The organism is Streptomyces sp. CB01635, assembly GCF_002803065.1.
GTDB lineage: Bacteria > Actinomycetota > Actinomycetes > Streptomycetales > Streptomycetaceae > Streptomyces.
In genome coordinates this window covers 327,046-341,435 of the sequence record NZ_NNBL01000003.1, presented here as the reverse complement: position 1 = coordinate 341,435, position 14,390 = coordinate 327,046, and the positions used below count along the sequence as shown (strand labels likewise).

Sequence of the window (14,390 nt, the reverse complement as noted above, 5' to 3'; positions counted from 1 at the left end):
GTCTTCCATGGAAGCTATAGTGAAGCCATGCTCCCGGAACAGCCCCACGGGCCCCACCGCCCCGGTCGGCCCCTCGACCACATCGCCCGCATCCAGGCCGAGTGGGCCCGCGAGCGGCCGGACGTCGACGTCACCCCCCAGGGAGTCATCGGCCGTCTGCACCGCCTGGGCGCGCTGCTCACCGAGCAGTTGTGCCTCGTCTACCGGCGATACGGCCTGAGCGAAGGCGAGTTCGACGTCCTGGCCGCGCTGCGCCGCGCCGGCGAGCCCTTCGAGCGGGCCCCCGGCGAGCTGGCCGCGCACACCATGGTCACGACCGGAGCGATGACGAAGCGGATCGACCGCCTCGAACGCGGCGGCCTCGTCACACGCCGCCGCGCGGCGGGGGACGGCCGGGGCCGGGTGGTGGCCCTCACGCCCGCGGGCCGGGACCTGATCGACGACGCGTTCAGCGAGCACATGGCCAACGAACACCGCCTCCTCGCCGCCCTCGGACCGGACGAGGCCGAGCACCTGGAGTCCCTGCTCACCTCGTGGCTGGCCCGCGTGGAACCGCCGCGCGGCGCCTGAGACCGGGGCCGCACCGGCGCCTGCCGCAGACCGCTCCCGCCAAAGATCAGCCAACTCGGCGGGAAACCTGAATACTTGACGTCACGGAGTGCCTCCTGTGGCATTCTCGCTGCACTGATGCCCTGCAGATCACCGAGATACGAGGGAGCAGGGGCCGTGACGGAGCACTCGGCAGTCACCGGCGTGCGAGGGCGCGGAGGCATCGTCTCGCTCGTGGAGTCGACGCTCGCGCTCGACCGCGCCGCGGAGCGTCCACTGACGATGCTGCTCGGGCCACGCGGCAGCGGCACCAGCGAGCTGCTGTGCGTCCTGATGGAGCAGTTCGGGACCCAGTACCCGTTCGGATACGTCAAGTTCACGTCGGGCCAGGAGCTGCTGCCGCGCTACGCCCTCGGTCTGCTCGCCCGGCAGTTGGCCCGGAACCTGCCGAGCTACCGGCACACCTCGTTCCCGCGTCTCGCCCTGGGGCTGCTCGCCTCCGACCAGGACCTTCCGCATCAGGCCCTCACCGGCGGACAGCGCGGTATCAGGGGCGCCCTCACGGACCTCGAGAAGAAGGCCAAGCACCAGCACGGCGACTATCTGGGTGCCTATCTGACGGTTGCCCAGGCCTCGATCGACGCACCCGAAGGAGCGAGCCGGAGCGCGCGTACGCTGCTCTCCGCGGCGACCGACACGTCCGCGCGGTCCTGGGCCGGGCGCTGGGACCACTCGGCCGCAGCCTGGTTCGGACAGCACCGCCTCACCCACAGCTCCGACCCCTGGGAGTCCCTGCTCGAACTCAACCGCTGGCGTCACCAGGGCGACGAGCGCGACAAGCTCCGGCTCGACCAACTCCTGTGCGCAGCCTTCCTGGAAGACCTCCGCACCAGCGTCAAGGGGCCCTTCCGGCCGCGCTCGTACCTGCTGCTGCTCGACGAGACGCACACCGACCACGGCCGCGAGTTCCTCGATCTGCTGCTCCAGGCCCGGCACGACGACACGGTGCTCGGGCGCCGCCCGTGCGACCCGCTGTCCGTCGTCGCGGGCTGCAACCGGTGGCTGCCCCGCTGGGGCCCCGCGACCGGCGAGGAGTGGCCCTGGCGGCCGCGTGAGCCCGACCGGGCCTCTCTCGCCGACTGGCGCGAGCACCGCCCGTCCGGGGACGGCCAGGACACCTGGTGGTATCCGCTGCGCATGCGCGACCTCGACCGGGAGGAGGTGCGCATCCATGTGGAACAGCAGCTCAACACGCACCCCGAGCTCGGTCCCTTCACCACGCTCGCGCCGTTCGTCCACCGGCTCACCGGCGGTCTGCCCAAGGCCGTCCAGCAGGTCTTCGAAGTGCTCGGCGGGCCGAACGTGCCCCAGGTGCCGGGCCCGCAGCAGAACCTCTGGCTGCGCGACCTGCCGCAGCGCACCGTGTCGGCCGGGGGACGCAAGCCGTTGCTCGTGGACGCCGCGCTCGACGACCTGCTCGCCGACTTCGACGCCGCGGACCGCGACCGCCTCGCCCAATGTGCCGCGGCCGACGACCTGTTCGTGGGCGCGCAGCTGCTCGGCCGCGGCGCGGAGCTCTTCACCGACATCCGCAGCCGCTGGTTGCTGAGCGCTCCCGGCACTCTGTCCCTCCATCCCTGGCTCCGGCGGATGCTGCTGTGGCACCTGGCCGGTCGGGCCGGGGCCTGGGACACCGCGCACGAGGTCCTCGCAGAGCATTACGCGAACGGGGAGCACCGCGTTCAGGAGCTCTACCACCTTCTCGCCCTGGAAAAGGTGGACGAGGTCGCCGAGTACCTCGTGACCCTGCGCAACACGGCTCGGACGGAGGAGTGGCTCAGTGCCTTCCACGCCATCACCTCGGCCCCCAACCGGCTCGCCCACCCCGGCGGCCCGCTGGAACTGCGGGCGCGGCTCGCGCCGTCCGACCCCGGCGACCAGGTGACCGTCCCCGCCGTGATCCGCGACCTGGTGGTGGCGCGCTGGCTGTGGAGCGACCCGCTCACGGATCCGGGCAGGCAGCTCAGCCCGGTCCTCGCCGACGGCTTCGTGCACCTGTCCCGACTGTGGAGGAACTACAACGTGGCTCTGGTCAACGAGGCGGAGCGCTACCGACTCACGACACCCACCCGTACGTCGCCGATACTCGGGAGCGGGACATGAGCCCTCTGGCCTGGCCCCGGTGGCGCGAGTGGTCCTGGCGGACGGTGAAGCTGGTCGCGGCCGGCGTGGCGCTCGCGGTGGTGTTGTCCGTCGCCGGATTCCTGATCGTCGACAAGGTCTCGGAGGCCCGCGCCCGCTGCGCCGACGGCGTGACGCATGCGGACCCGGACCGGGAGTGCGTCGGCGTCACCGACGGCTCGTACACGTTCGCCGCACATCTCAAGCGGGTCGAGAAGAAGATCGAGGAGGAGAACAAGCGGGTCTACGACCACCGCGGCACGGACCCGTACGTCACCGTCGCCTATCTCACCTCCTTCACGGTCACCGACGACGACAGCAACTCCGAGGACTCCGTTCGGCACGAGCTCGAAGGCGCCTATCTCGCGCAGATCCGGCACAACACGGGCGATCTCGCCGCCTCCCCCAAGATCCGGCTGCTCGTCGCCAACACCGGTAGTGGGGCGCGCCATTGGAAGCACACCGTCGACGAACTGATCGCCCGCAAGAGCGCTCCCGACCGGCTCGTCGCCGTGGCGGGCCTCGGCCCGAGCACCGGCCCGGACGTGGAGGCACTGCGCAAGCTGTCGAAGAACGGCATCGCCACGGTCTCCAGCATCATGACGGCGACCGACATCAAGGGGATACAGGGTTTCGTGCGGGTCGCGCCGACCAACGCGGACGAGGCGCGGGCGGGTGCCGCGTACCTCAAGCGGCAGAAGAACAAATACCGTACCGCCGTCGTCATCCAGGACGCCGACAAGGACGACCTCTACGCGTCCACCCTCGGCGACGCGTTCAGCGCGGAGTACCCGGACAAGAAGCACCGCCTCGTCGCGGACCGGATCACCTACGACTCCTCGGTGCCCTCGGCCTGGCCCAACGAACTCCACTACACCGCGGAGCAGTTGTGCGGCGAGCGGCCCGAAGTGGTCTATTTCGCGGGGCGTGGACGCCATCTGTCGCACTTCCTCAACGCGCTCGCCAACCGCACCTGCCAGTCGCGGAACTTCACCGTGCTCACCGGCGACGACACGACGAACCTGACACCCAGGGAACTCGCGGCCGCCGCGCGCACCGGCGTGACCATGCTCTACACGGGCCTCGCCCACGCGGACATGTGGCGCAACGACCCGGGCTCGGTCTCGGGACCGTCGGCCGGCAGCTTCCAGCCGGGCGGCACTCTCGACAAGTGGTTCCCCGGCGACGCCCGTTACGACGGCCAGGACATCATGGGCCACGACGCGGTGCTCACGGCTGCGCAGGCGATCCGGATGGCGTCCAACTGGCAGGGCGAGGTGACGGGGCGCTCGGTCGGCCGGATGTTCCTCCAGCTCGACGGGGACCGCAAGGTGCCCGGCGCGAGCGGCTTCCTGTCGTTCAAGGACAACGGGGACCCGCGTGACAAGGCTGTCCCGATCCTGCGGCTCACGCCGAAGGGCGAGTCGGAGCTGGTGGACGTGTCGGCGCCGGGGGGCGAACCGGCCACGGGCGGGTAGGTCCTCTCGCCGCGGCACCTGAAAAGCGCCTGTACGCCTGCCGAATGCATCCACCAGGCTCTTGTCGCTGTACCCACGGCGGTCAACCCAGCCTATTCTCAGGAGAGTTGAACTGGCAGACCTCGGAGCCCAACGGCACACCATCGATACCTCCGGTCCGACTCTGAGCGAGTGTCCGTCCCGCCGGACCGTCGGCGGCAGTTTGCGAGGGCGTGTGGATCCATCCGCTTTCTTCTACACGAGCTGCACCCGTGGCGACGGCTGGCCCGCGCTCACTCGTTTCCACGCCGATCTTGAGTACCGGCTGCGGGCGCAGGAGGGTTACGGCATCAGCGGCGCGCTCGGCGCGGCGATGAACCCCGACACGGCGCCGAGCAGCGCCATCACCAAGGCCGGCGTGATGATCGCGCTCTACTCCCCCAGGTATTTCCTGGACCGCGGCTGCGGCCTGGAGTGGGCCGTCATCCAGTCCCGGATGCGCCGCCGCGCGAACATCGAGGGCGTCCAGGTCCCCGGCTGTCTCATTCCGGTCTGCTGGAAACCCGTGGCCGAGCGTCTGATCCCGCAGGAGGTGCGCCGATCCGAGTCGTTCCCCGGGCCCGGCGCCTTCGACTGGCTCAGGGAGCAGGGCCTGGATGCCCTGGTGTCGTCGTCGGACCCGGGCGCGGACGAGCGGTACTACGTGTTCGTCGAGCAGCTGACGAAGAGCATCCTGGAGGCCGGGCGCGCCGGGCTGGCACCGCTCGGGGCCGACGAAGCGCGCGACACGCTGCCCGCGTTCGGCTCCGCGCAGGGCGCGACCGGCACAAGCGACCCCCGCCTCAGGTTGCCCGAGCAGCCTGGTCCCCGGCACGAGAGCGCCGCCGGTCAGCCCCGCTCGATCGCGATCAGCTACGTCGGCGCCGACCAGGCATGGGCCGACTGGATGGACGGCGTGCTCAGCGAGGAGGGCCACACCGTGCGGCAGCGGCGCCGGCGGGTCGGCCGCGAGACCCTGTCGCAGGCGGTGGAGCGCGCGCGGGACGGCGCCGACCGGGTCGTGGTCGTCTTCTCCCGCAGCTACTTCGACGCCGGGGACACCGCCCCCACCGACTGGGAGGCCGCCTTCACTCCACCCGCCTCCGACCCGTCCTGGCTCGTCGCCGTACAGATCGACGCGGCGCCCCGGCCCGTTCTCGTACGCGGAGTCAAGGTCCTCGCTCTGGAGGGCTCCGGTCCCGACCAGGCCGAACGGCTCCGCGAAGGCCTCATGGACACGGCGGGTACGGCGCCCCGCGACCCTGCGGGGGGAGCGCGTTGACCGGGTCGAGACGTTCCGCCACCGATCCGCCGCCGATTTCGAACCTGCCGGTCCAGGCGACCCCGTTCGTCGGCCGTGACGAAGAGATCGCCGCCGTCCACGACCTGTTCGAGGACCATCGCGCGGTCCTCCTCCACGACCCGGCCGACCGGCAGCACGGGTACGGCAAGTCGGAGGCGGCGATCACCTACTGCCACCGCTACCGCATGCGCTACCGCGTGGCCTGGTGGTTCAACTGCTCCCACGAGAGCGATCCCCACCGGCTGCGTCAGCTGATCGAGCGCGGGACGGACGAGCTGCACACCCGGTACCGCGAGGTCCTGCGCGTCACGGACATCCCCGAGCGGCCCGACGACAAGTGGCTGCTCCTGTACGACAACGTGGCCGATCCCGACCGTATCCAGGACCTTTTCCCGGCCGGCGACGCCCGGATCCTGGTCACCTCCCGCCCGCCGGGCGGGGGGTGGGACGAGGCCGCCCGGCTGCCCGTCGACGACCTCGACCCTGCCGAAGTGGCCAGTCTCTTCCGTCAGTTGGCCGAGATCAGACAGCCCGTGGCCGAAGACCTTGCCCGCGCGTTCGCGGGGCATCCGCAGCAGATCATCGCGGTGGCCGAGCAGATCCGCCGCGGCACCCCGCCCGCCACGTGCGTCGCGCTCGCCGACGCCGTACGGCTCGCGCCCGCGCCCGCACGGCCCGCACCGCCGCAGCCGTCGGGCCATGTGCGGATGAGCGCCCAGGACCGGGAGACGCTCATCGACACCCTGCTGTCCTCGCCGGTCTGCCGGGACCTCCCCAGCTACCGTGCCTGGATCAAGGCCATCGACCGGCGGGCGGCGGTATCGTCCGGCCTGCCGTCGGAGACGGAGACCATCCGCACGCGCGTCGTCGGCCTGGTGTCCATCGCCCTCAGCCGGGACGCTCCCGATGTTCTGCTGGCCCTCGCCAAAGCCTTCGAGGACAGAGCCGGCCGGCACGAGGCGCAGCTCGTCCGGGCGCTGATCGGCCCGGCGGCGGCGAACTGGAACGAGAACAAGGAGCCGATACGCGCCGTGCTGCCCCCACGCCCCGCCGATGCCCCGTTCTTCTTCACCAGCTACGCGAACCGGGAGGACGACCAGGACCATGTCGCCGAGTTCCACGAGCAGCTCGAACAGGAGCTGCGCATCAAGCGCGGCCGCAACGTGACGAGTACGGGCTTCCTGGACCGCCGCAGTCTCCGACTCGGCCTCACCTGGCGGGAACCGATGGTCGAGGCGATCCGCTCGACGCGGCTGATGGTCGCGCTGATCACCGCGGACTACTTCGAGAGCGAGTGGTGCCGGCGAGAGTGGGCCGTGATGACGGAGCGCGCCCGCCGGGCCGGGCGTTCGCCGGGCGACGAGCCGGTCGCCATCCTGCCGCTGTTCTGGGTCAAGCCCCGCGGTCCGCTTCCCAAGGATCTGGCCGCCATCCAGTACAGCTCGCCCGCGCTGTTCGGCGGGAGCAAAGCCCCGGACAACCTGATCGACCTGCTGCGCGAGGACAAGAAGAAGGCCGCGGCCTTCATCCGCAGGCTCGCCGACACCATGATCGACGCGGCGGACCGCGATCTTCCGGCGCTCGACGCGGACGCCGTACGGGACATTCCGCTCGCGTTCGGCGAGTGGGACACGGGAGACACGTCACTGTCGGGCTCCGAAGCGGGCTCGGGCCCTGGTACGGGCGATGCGCAGCCGCATCCCGAGCCGCAGCCGACGCCTGAGTCCGAACCGGAGCCGGCGCCCCCCGAGCACACCCCCGCGCTCTCCCTCGTGCCGGACCCTCGCGTCTCTCCCGACCGGCCCGAGCCCCCGGTACGACCCACAGAACCCCCGCCCGTGACCGCCCCCAATCCCCCGGCGGCCTCCGACAAGACCCGGCTGATCGAGGCCCTGACGACCGGCCCGCTGCGCGAGCCCACGCGGTACACGCCCTGGGTCGAGGCCGTGCTCCGGGACGTCGACCGGGCGCACCGTCCCGCGGTCACTCAGTTCGTCGACCCGCTCAGAAGACGGGTGCACCTGCTCGTGAACTTCGCCTACGACCAGACCACCCCCGACCTGTTCCGCGCCATGGCCCGGGCGCTCACGCTGGTCGACCCCGGCGGCGCCACCGCTCCCGACGAGACCGTGACCGCGGTGCACAGACTGGTGGACCGTATCGTCGCGGCATGGCCCCATCACACGTGACACCGAACCGAAGACCGGCGCGCGACTGCCCGTTCTGCCACATCGCCGCGGGTACGGGACCGGCCCGCCTGGTCGTCGGCGGCCCGGACGTCATCGCCTTCCTGCCGCTGCGCCCGGTCCATCCCGGCCATGTCCTCGTCGTACCGCGGCGCCACCTGGAGGACATCTGGGAGCTGGACGAGGAGACGGCAACGGCCGTGACCCGTACGGTACTTCGGGTCGCGCACGCCGTGCGTACGGTGTTCCGGCCCGACGGGCTCAACGTCATCCAGTCGTCGGGTGCCGCCGCGACCCAGACCGTGCCGCACCTGCACGTCCATGTGGTCCCGCGGTTCGCGAACGACCGGATGGGTCCCATCTGGCCCGCCCCGGCCGACGAGTCACCCCTCGTCCTGGACGATGCGGCGAGCCGGCTGTCCAAGGCCCTAGAACAGGACGACCAGGGCGATGAGTTGAGCCAGGGCGAGGCCGCCGTAGAAGAGCGCGACCGTCAGGGAACCCGCGGCCCGTAGCGCGCCGGCCCGCTCCGCGCCGGCGCTCGCGTCGAGGCTGAAGGGCTCTATGCCGTTGCCCGGCCGTCGCACTTTGTCGTAGAGCCGTCTGAACAGCCGCTCCTTGTACAGGAAGTACCCGTCGAGCAGCCAGAACGCCACGATGGGGACGAAGCCGGTGGCCGCCACCGCCCGGCTCTCGTTCCCGGCGGCGAAGGCGAGCAGCGCACCCATCAGGGTCAGCGCCCAGCCCTTGATCAGGAACGAGTTGTTGCCCATACGCGCGACGACGGCCTGGATCAGTTCGAGGTGCCTGATCTGCCCGTCTTCCAGAACGGTCCGGCTCGCAGGTTCCCCTGTCACGGCATTCCCCCTTCGGGCGGAACCCTACCCAGGGGCGCGCGGCGCCGTTACCCCCGTCACTTACTGACCGAAATAAGCGACTGCTTAGTACGCTGTACGGGCGGGGCCCGTCGGCCCCCTGGTTCCGTACCGCCCGTCACCACCAGTGCGCCTGGAGTAAACGCATGGCATCCCTGCTGCTGTCCCGCCGCGATCTCGAGTTCCTGCTGTACGAATGGCTCGACGTCTGCGCGCTCACGTCCCGGGAGCGGTACGCGGACCACTCCCGCGAGACCTTCGACGCGGCGCTCGAGCTGAGCGAGCAGATCGCGACACGGCACTTCGCCCCGCACAACAAGAAGAACGACGCGCAGGAGCCCACCTTCGACGGGGAGCGGGTGCACATCATCCCCGAGGTGAAGGAGGCGCTCCGGGTCTTCGGGGAGTCGGGGCTCATCGCGAGCACCATGGACCACGAGGTGGGCGGCGGGCAGCTGCCGTCGGTGGTCGCCGACGCGTGCTTCGCCTGGTTCCAGGCCGCGAACGTCGGCACGGCCGCGTACCCGTTCCTCACGATCGGCAATGCCAACCTCGTCCTCGCGCACGGCTCGAAGGAGCAGATCGACACCTTCGTACGCCCCATGGTGGAGGGCCGCTTCCTGGGCACGATGTGTCTCTCGGAGCCGCAGGCGGGATCGTCGCTCGCCGATGTGCGTACGCGGGCCGAGCGACAGGAGGACGGGACGTACCGCCTCTTCGGGAACAAGATGTGGATCTCCGGTGGCGAGCACGAGCTGTCGGAGAACATCGTGCACCTCGTGCTCGCCAGGAACCCCGACGGGCCGGCCGGCGTGAAGGGCCTGTCCCTGTTCATCGTCCCCAAGGTCCTTGTACACGGCGACGGTTCGCTAGGTGAACGCAACGACGTGGTCCTTGCCGGCCTCAACCACAAGATGGGTTACCGGGGCACGACGAACACCCTCCTCAACTTCGGTGAGGGCGCCCACCGGCCGGGCGGCGCGCCGGGCGCCGTCGGGTATCTCGTCGGTGAGGAGAACCGCGGGCTCTCCTACATGTTCCACATGATGAACGAGGCCCGGATCGGCGTCGGCCTGGGCGCCACCGCCCTCGGGTACACCGGCTATCTGCATGCTCTCGACTACGCCCGCACGCGCCCGCAGGGCCGCCCTCTCGCGGGCAAGGACCCGGCCGCGCCGCAGGTCCCGATCCTCGCGCACGCCGACGTCCGCAGGATGCTCCTGGCCCAGAAGGCGTACGTGGAGGGGGCGTTGGCGCTCACCCTGTACTGCGGCCGTCTGCTCGACGAGCAGCACACCGGCGCCACACCCGAGGCCCGCGCGCAGGCCCGGCTGCTGCTCGATGCCCTGCTCGATGGCGACGAGGCGGTGGCCCAACTCCGCGTCNAGGGCCGCCCTCTCGCGGGCAAGGACCCGGCCGCGCCGCAGGTCCCGATCCTCGCGCACGCCGACGTCCGCAGGATGCTCCTGGCCCAGAAGGCGTACGTGGAGGGGGCGTTGGCGCTCACCCTGTACTGCGGCCGTCTGCTCGACGAGCAGCACACCGGCGCCACACCCGAGGCCCGCGCGCAGGCCCGGCTGCTGCTCGACGTGCTCACCCCGATCGCGAAGAGCTGGCCCTCGCAGTGGTGCCTGGAGGCCAACAGCCTCGCGATCCAGGTCCACGGGGGCTACGGCTACACACGCGAGTACGACGTCGAGCAGTTCTACCGCGACAACCGCCTCAACCCCATCCACGAGGGCACGCACGGCATCCACGGTCTCGACCTGCTCGGCCGCAAGGTCGTCATGGACGGCGGGGCCGGGCTCCGCCTCCTCGTGGAGCGCGTCACCGCGACGGCCGCCCGCGCAGCCGAAGCGGGCTCGGAAGCTGCCGAGTACGGCGCCCGGCTCGACGCCGCCGCACTCCGTGCGGTCGCCGTGACCCAGCGCCTGTGGTCGACCGGCGACCCGGAGACCGCCCTGGCCAACGCGAGCGTCTACCTCGAAGCCGTCGGGCACGTCGTCGTCGCCTGGATATGGCTGGAGCAGCTGCTGGCCGCGGCGTCCGGCACGGAGGCCGTCCACGAGGGCAAGCGCGGCGCGTGCCGTTACTTCTACCGGCATGAACTGCCCAAGACGGATGCTCAGTTCAGACTTCTGGAGTCCCTGGACCGGACGGCTGTCGATCTCGCGGAGGACGCGTTCTGACCGGCTGACCGGCGCTGCGGCCCGTCCACCGGAGCAGGGCGACGGAGCAGACGGCCGCGAACGCGCACCACGTCGAGATGAACTCCCACCGCCACAGCGCGATACACACCGCCGCGCCGGCCGCGACCAGCACACCGAGCAGTACGAGGCCGCGGTCGGCGGACAGGAGCAGGGAGCCGACCGTGGCCAGGAGGTACCCGGCGACCAGGAGCCCGGCGTGTGGCAGGCCGAGGGCGTACCCGACGGTGTGCCCGCGGATCTCGGCGGTCACGGTGCGGGCCGCCAGTGCGTACGCGAGTCCCGCCGCGGTCACGGCCCCGGCCGCGAGCGGGATCAGCAGCCGCCCGCGGGCGCGCCGGGGCGCCGCGCACACCACCCCGGCGGGCACCCACAGGGCCAGGACCGGGAGGGCGATCACCGCCCAGGCGAGGGTGACGGGACCCGTCCCGCCACCGGACCGCCACAGGACGGACTCGACGATCTGATGGGCGCCGAGGAGCAGCGGCAGCGCCGCGAGCGGCAGGTCGCGGGGCCGTCGCGCGCGGAACGTCCGTGCGACGCATACGGCTCCCACGGCGGCGATCGCGGTGCCCGCCACGAGATCGGCCGTAGCGCTCCAGCACATGCCACATCACCACGGTTCCGGGTCGTGCGCGCCGACGCCCGTCGCCGTCCGCAGTGCGGCCACGCTACGACGCCGCGGGCCGCAGCCCGCCGCGCCGACACGGGAGCGGCGGGTCACGCGGTCGATCAGCCCGGCGGTGGGCTACTGCGCCCAGAGCCCTCGCACGTGCCCGAGGTGGCGGGTCATCACGGCGCGCACCGCCTCCTCGTCACGGGCGACCAGGGCGTCGAGGATCTCCAGATGCTCCTCGGCCGACGCCTCCAGACGGCCCGCCTCGACCAGCGCGTTCAGCCCGTAGAGCCGGGAACGCTTGCGCAGGTCGCCGACCACCTCGACCAGGTGCTCGTTGCCGGAGAGGGCGAGCAGCCCCAGGTGGAAGCGGATGTCCGCCTCGACGTACGCGATGAGGTCGCCGGCCACCGCCGCGTCGACGATCTCCCGCGCAACCGGGCGCAGCGCCTCCAGTGCCGCGAGGTCGGCGGTGGTGGCGAGTTCCGCCGTGGTCGGGATCTCGATCAGTGAGCGGATGTGCTTGTACTCGTCGAGCTGCTTCTCGGAGACGGCCGTGACCCGGAAGCCCTTGTTCGGCACCGCGTCGACGAGGCCCTCTTTCGCGAGGTCGAGCATGGCCTCGCGCACCGGTGTCGCGGACACCCCGAAGCGGACGGCGAGGGTCGGCGCCGAATACACCTCGCCCGCCCGCAGCTCACCGGCGATCAGCGCGGCGCGCAGTGCGTCGGCGACCCGCTCGCGGTAGCTGCTGCGCGTCCCGCCGAGGCTGGGCAGGGCGGGAGCGGCGGACGGGGCGCTGCGCCGGTCGGCCATGGGGTGGTCCTCCTAGGTGACATGTCACGTTCCACAAGTATCCCGTGGCGGGTGGAGTGCCGCGGGGCGGGTGCTACGGGAGAGGTGTTGCCGGACACGTGGCTGTTACGGGACTGGCGCTACAGCACAAATCCCGCCGGAAAGGGGTCGTCCGGATCGAGCAGGTACTGAGCCGTCCCGGTCACCCACGCGCGGCCGGTGAAGCTGGGCAGCACCGCCGGGGTCCCGGCCACGTCGGTGGTGTCGAGCAGCCGTCCGGTGAACTGGGTGCCGATGAACGACTCGTTCACGAACTCCGTGTGCAGCGGCAGTTCGCCACGCGCGTACAGCTGGGCCATGCGCGCGCTCGTTCCCGTGCCGCAGGGTGAGCGGTCGAACCAGCCGGGGTGGATCGCCATCGCGTGCCGGGAGTACCGGGCGGTCGCCCCGGGAGCGTACAGATGGACGTGATGGCAGCCGCGGATGGACGGGTCCTCGGGGTGTACGGGCTCGTCCTTCGCGTTGATCGCGTCCATCAGCGCGAGACCCGCCGCGAGGATGTCGTCCTTGCGTTCGCGCTCGAAGGGCAGGCCGAACCGGTCGAGCGGCAGGATCGCGTAGAAGTTGCCGCCGTAGGCCAGGTCGTACGTGACCGTGCGTCCGTCGGCGAGTGTGATCGCGCGGTCGAGGCCGACGGAGAACGACGGCACGTTCCGCAGGGTGACGGACTTCGCCGCACCGTTCTCCACGGCGACCTCGGCGACGACGAGCCCTGCGGGCGTGTCCAGGCGGATGGTGGTGATCGGTTCGACGACCTCGACCATGCCCGTCTCCACGAGGACGGTGGCGACGCCGATCGTGCCGTGCCCGCACATCGGGAGGTAGCCGGAGACCTCGATGTAGATGACGCCGTAGTCGCAGTCGGGCCTGGTCGGCGGCTGGAGGATCGCTCCGCTCATCGCGGCGTGCCCGCGCGGCTCGTTCATCAGGAGCTGCTTGATGTCGTCGCGGTGCTCACGGAAGTACAGGCGGCGCTCGTTCATCGTGGCGCCGGGGACGGTACCGATGCCGCCGGTGATCACCCGTGTCGGCATGCCCTCGGTGTGCGAGTCGACCGCGTGCAGGACGAGTTTGCTGCGCATGTCGGAAGCTGCTCCCTGGAAGTGGATGCGGTGGACGTATGCGAGTGCGGTCGCGTGGTTCAGACGAGACCGGCGGCGACCGCCTGTTCGGTGGCGGCGCGCACCGCCTTCTCCTGGTCCGGCAGAAGCGGCATGCGCGGCGGGCGGCAGGGGCCTCCATGGCGGCCGATCATGTCCATGGACAGCTTGATGGCCTGGACGAACTCCGGCCGCGAGTCCCACCGAAGGAGCGGGTGGAGCTGCCGGTAGAGGGAGGTCGCGGTGGCGAGGTCGCCCGACACTGCGGCACGGTACAGCTGGACGGACGCGGCGGGCAGCATGTTCGGGTACCCGGCGATCCAGCCCTTGGCACCGGCCAGCGCCAGTTCGAGCAGGACGTCGTCCGCGCCGACCAACAGGTCGAGTTCCGGGGCGAGTTCGGCGATGCGGTACGCCCGCCGCACGTCTCCCGAGAACTCCTTGACCCCGCGGACGAACCCCTCACGGTGCAGCTTCGCGAGCAGTTCCGGCACCAGGTCGACCTTGGTGTCGATGGGGTTGTTGTACGCGACGACGGGGAGGCCCACCGCGGCGACCGCCTCGTAGTGGGCGAGGACGGAACGCTCGTCGGCGCGGTAGGCGTTGGGCGGGAGCAGCATCACGGAGGCGCAGCCGGCGTCCTTGGCCTGCTCGGCCCAGCGGCCGGCCTCGGCGGAGCCGTAGGCGGCGACGCCGGGCATCACGCGCTGCCCGCCGATCGCGGCGACGGCCGTCTCGACGACCTTGGCACGCTCCTCCGGCGTGAGCACCTGGTACTCGCCGAGCGAGCCGTTGGGCACGACTCCGTCGCAGCCGTTCTCGACGAGCCAGGCACAATGCTCGGCGAATTCGGCGTAGTTGACGGAGAGGTCGTCGTTCAGCGGGAGCGGCGTGGCGACGAGGACGCCGTGCCAGGGGCTGCGCTCGGACGTGGTCATGGGCTGTGTCTCCTCTGTGCCTGTGGCGTGTGACATTGCACTTATGGCTACGGTCTGATGTGGACGATCTGATGGAAACGGCTG

General features: G+C 71.1%; 12 protein-coding genes. 7 read left to right on the top strand and 5 right to left on the bottom strand.

Annotated elements, in window-relative coordinates; genetic code table 11:
• The first annotated feature begins 27 nt into the window (after nucleotides 1-27).
• From CG723_RS09740 to CG723_RS09715, 6 genes are all read left to right on the top strand, one after another.
• Nucleotides 28-570 carry a MarR family winged helix-turn-helix transcriptional regulator gene (locus tag CG723_RS09740; protein WP_100592876.1) on the top strand — a complete coding sequence of 181 codons (543 nt, stop codon included), beginning with the start codon at nucleotides 28-30 and terminating at the stop codon, nucleotides 568-570.
• 156 nt (nucleotides 571-726) lie between these two features.
• Entirely contained in the window at nucleotides 727-2,712 is a 1,986-nt protein-coding gene (locus tag CG723_RS09735) for a hypothetical protein (protein ID WP_100592875.1), read from the top strand.
• Nucleotides 2,709-4,208 carry a branched-chain amino acid ABC transporter substrate-binding protein gene (locus CG723_RS09730; RefSeq protein WP_100592874.1) on the top strand — a complete coding sequence of 500 codons (1,500 nt, stop codon included), beginning with the start codon at nucleotides 2,709-2,711 and terminating at the stop codon, nucleotides 4,206-4,208. The genes CG723_RS09735 and CG723_RS09730 overlap by 4 nt, the downstream gene beginning before the upstream one ends.
• Before the next feature lie 214 nt (nucleotides 4,209-4,422).
• Entirely contained in the window at nucleotides 4,423-5,508 is a 1,086-nt protein-coding gene (locus tag CG723_RS09725; protein ID WP_100592873.1) for a toll/interleukin-1 receptor domain-containing protein, read from the top strand.
• A complete protein-coding gene (locus CG723_RS09720) occupies nucleotides 5,505-7,718 on the top strand; it encodes a toll/interleukin-1 receptor domain-containing protein (protein ID WP_100592872.1) in 2,214 nt (737 codons plus the stop codon). Before CG723_RS09725 ends, CG723_RS09720 begins: the two co-directional genes overlap by 4 nt.
• Nucleotides 7,700-8,230: an HIT family protein gene (locus tag CG723_RS09715; protein WP_100592871.1), complete on the top strand. Its 531-nt coding sequence runs from the start codon at nucleotides 7,700-7,702 to the stop codon at nucleotides 8,228-8,230. The genes CG723_RS09720 and CG723_RS09715 overlap by 19 nt, the downstream gene beginning before the upstream one ends.
• Here the strand turns inward: CG723_RS09715 and CG723_RS09710 are convergent.
• A complete protein-coding gene (locus CG723_RS09710; RefSeq protein ID WP_100592870.1) occupies nucleotides 8,144-8,572 on the bottom strand; it encodes a hypothetical protein in 429 nt (142 codons plus the stop codon). The two genes, CG723_RS09715 and CG723_RS09710, sit on opposite strands and share 87 nt — an antisense overlap.
• Nucleotides 8,573-8,736: 164 nt before the next feature.
• On the opposite strand from CG723_RS09710, the gene CG723_RS47475 reads away from it, so the two are divergent.
• Nucleotides 8,737-10,779 (top strand): acyl-CoA dehydrogenase, encoded by a 2,043-nt coding sequence (locus CG723_RS47475; protein ID WP_234374229.1) that lies wholly within the window; start codon nucleotides 8,737-8,739, stop codon nucleotides 10,777-10,779.
• Here the strand turns inward: CG723_RS47475 and CG723_RS09700 are convergent.
• The 4 genes from CG723_RS09700 to CG723_RS09685 all read right to left on the bottom strand — a co-directional run bounded on the left by CG723_RS09700 (nucleotide 10,721) and on the right by CG723_RS09685 (nucleotide 14,306).
• Entirely contained in the window at nucleotides 10,721-11,404 is a 684-nt protein-coding gene (locus CG723_RS09700; protein ID WP_100592869.1) for a DUF6629 family protein, read from the bottom strand. The two genes, CG723_RS47475 and CG723_RS09700, sit on opposite strands and share 59 nt — an antisense overlap.
• A 141-nt stretch (nucleotides 11,405-11,545) precedes the next feature.
• Nucleotides 11,546-12,229 carry a GntR family transcriptional regulator gene (locus CG723_RS09695; RefSeq protein WP_100592868.1) on the bottom strand — a complete coding sequence of 228 codons (684 nt, stop codon included), beginning with the start codon at nucleotides 12,227-12,229 and terminating at the stop codon, nucleotides 11,546-11,548.
• Nucleotides 12,230-12,348: 119 nt separating this feature from the next.
• Nucleotides 12,349-13,350, bottom strand: a complete 1,002-nt coding sequence (locus CG723_RS09690; RefSeq protein ID WP_100592867.1) for a proline racemase family protein — start codon at nucleotides 13,348-13,350, stop codon at nucleotides 12,349-12,351.
• Nucleotides 13,351-13,409: 59 nt separating this feature from the next.
• Nucleotides 13,410-14,306, bottom strand: a complete 897-nt coding sequence (locus CG723_RS09685) for a dihydrodipicolinate synthase family protein (protein ID WP_100592866.1) — start codon at nucleotides 14,304-14,306, stop codon at nucleotides 13,410-13,412.
• Nucleotides 14,307-14,390: the final 84 nt, after the last annotated feature.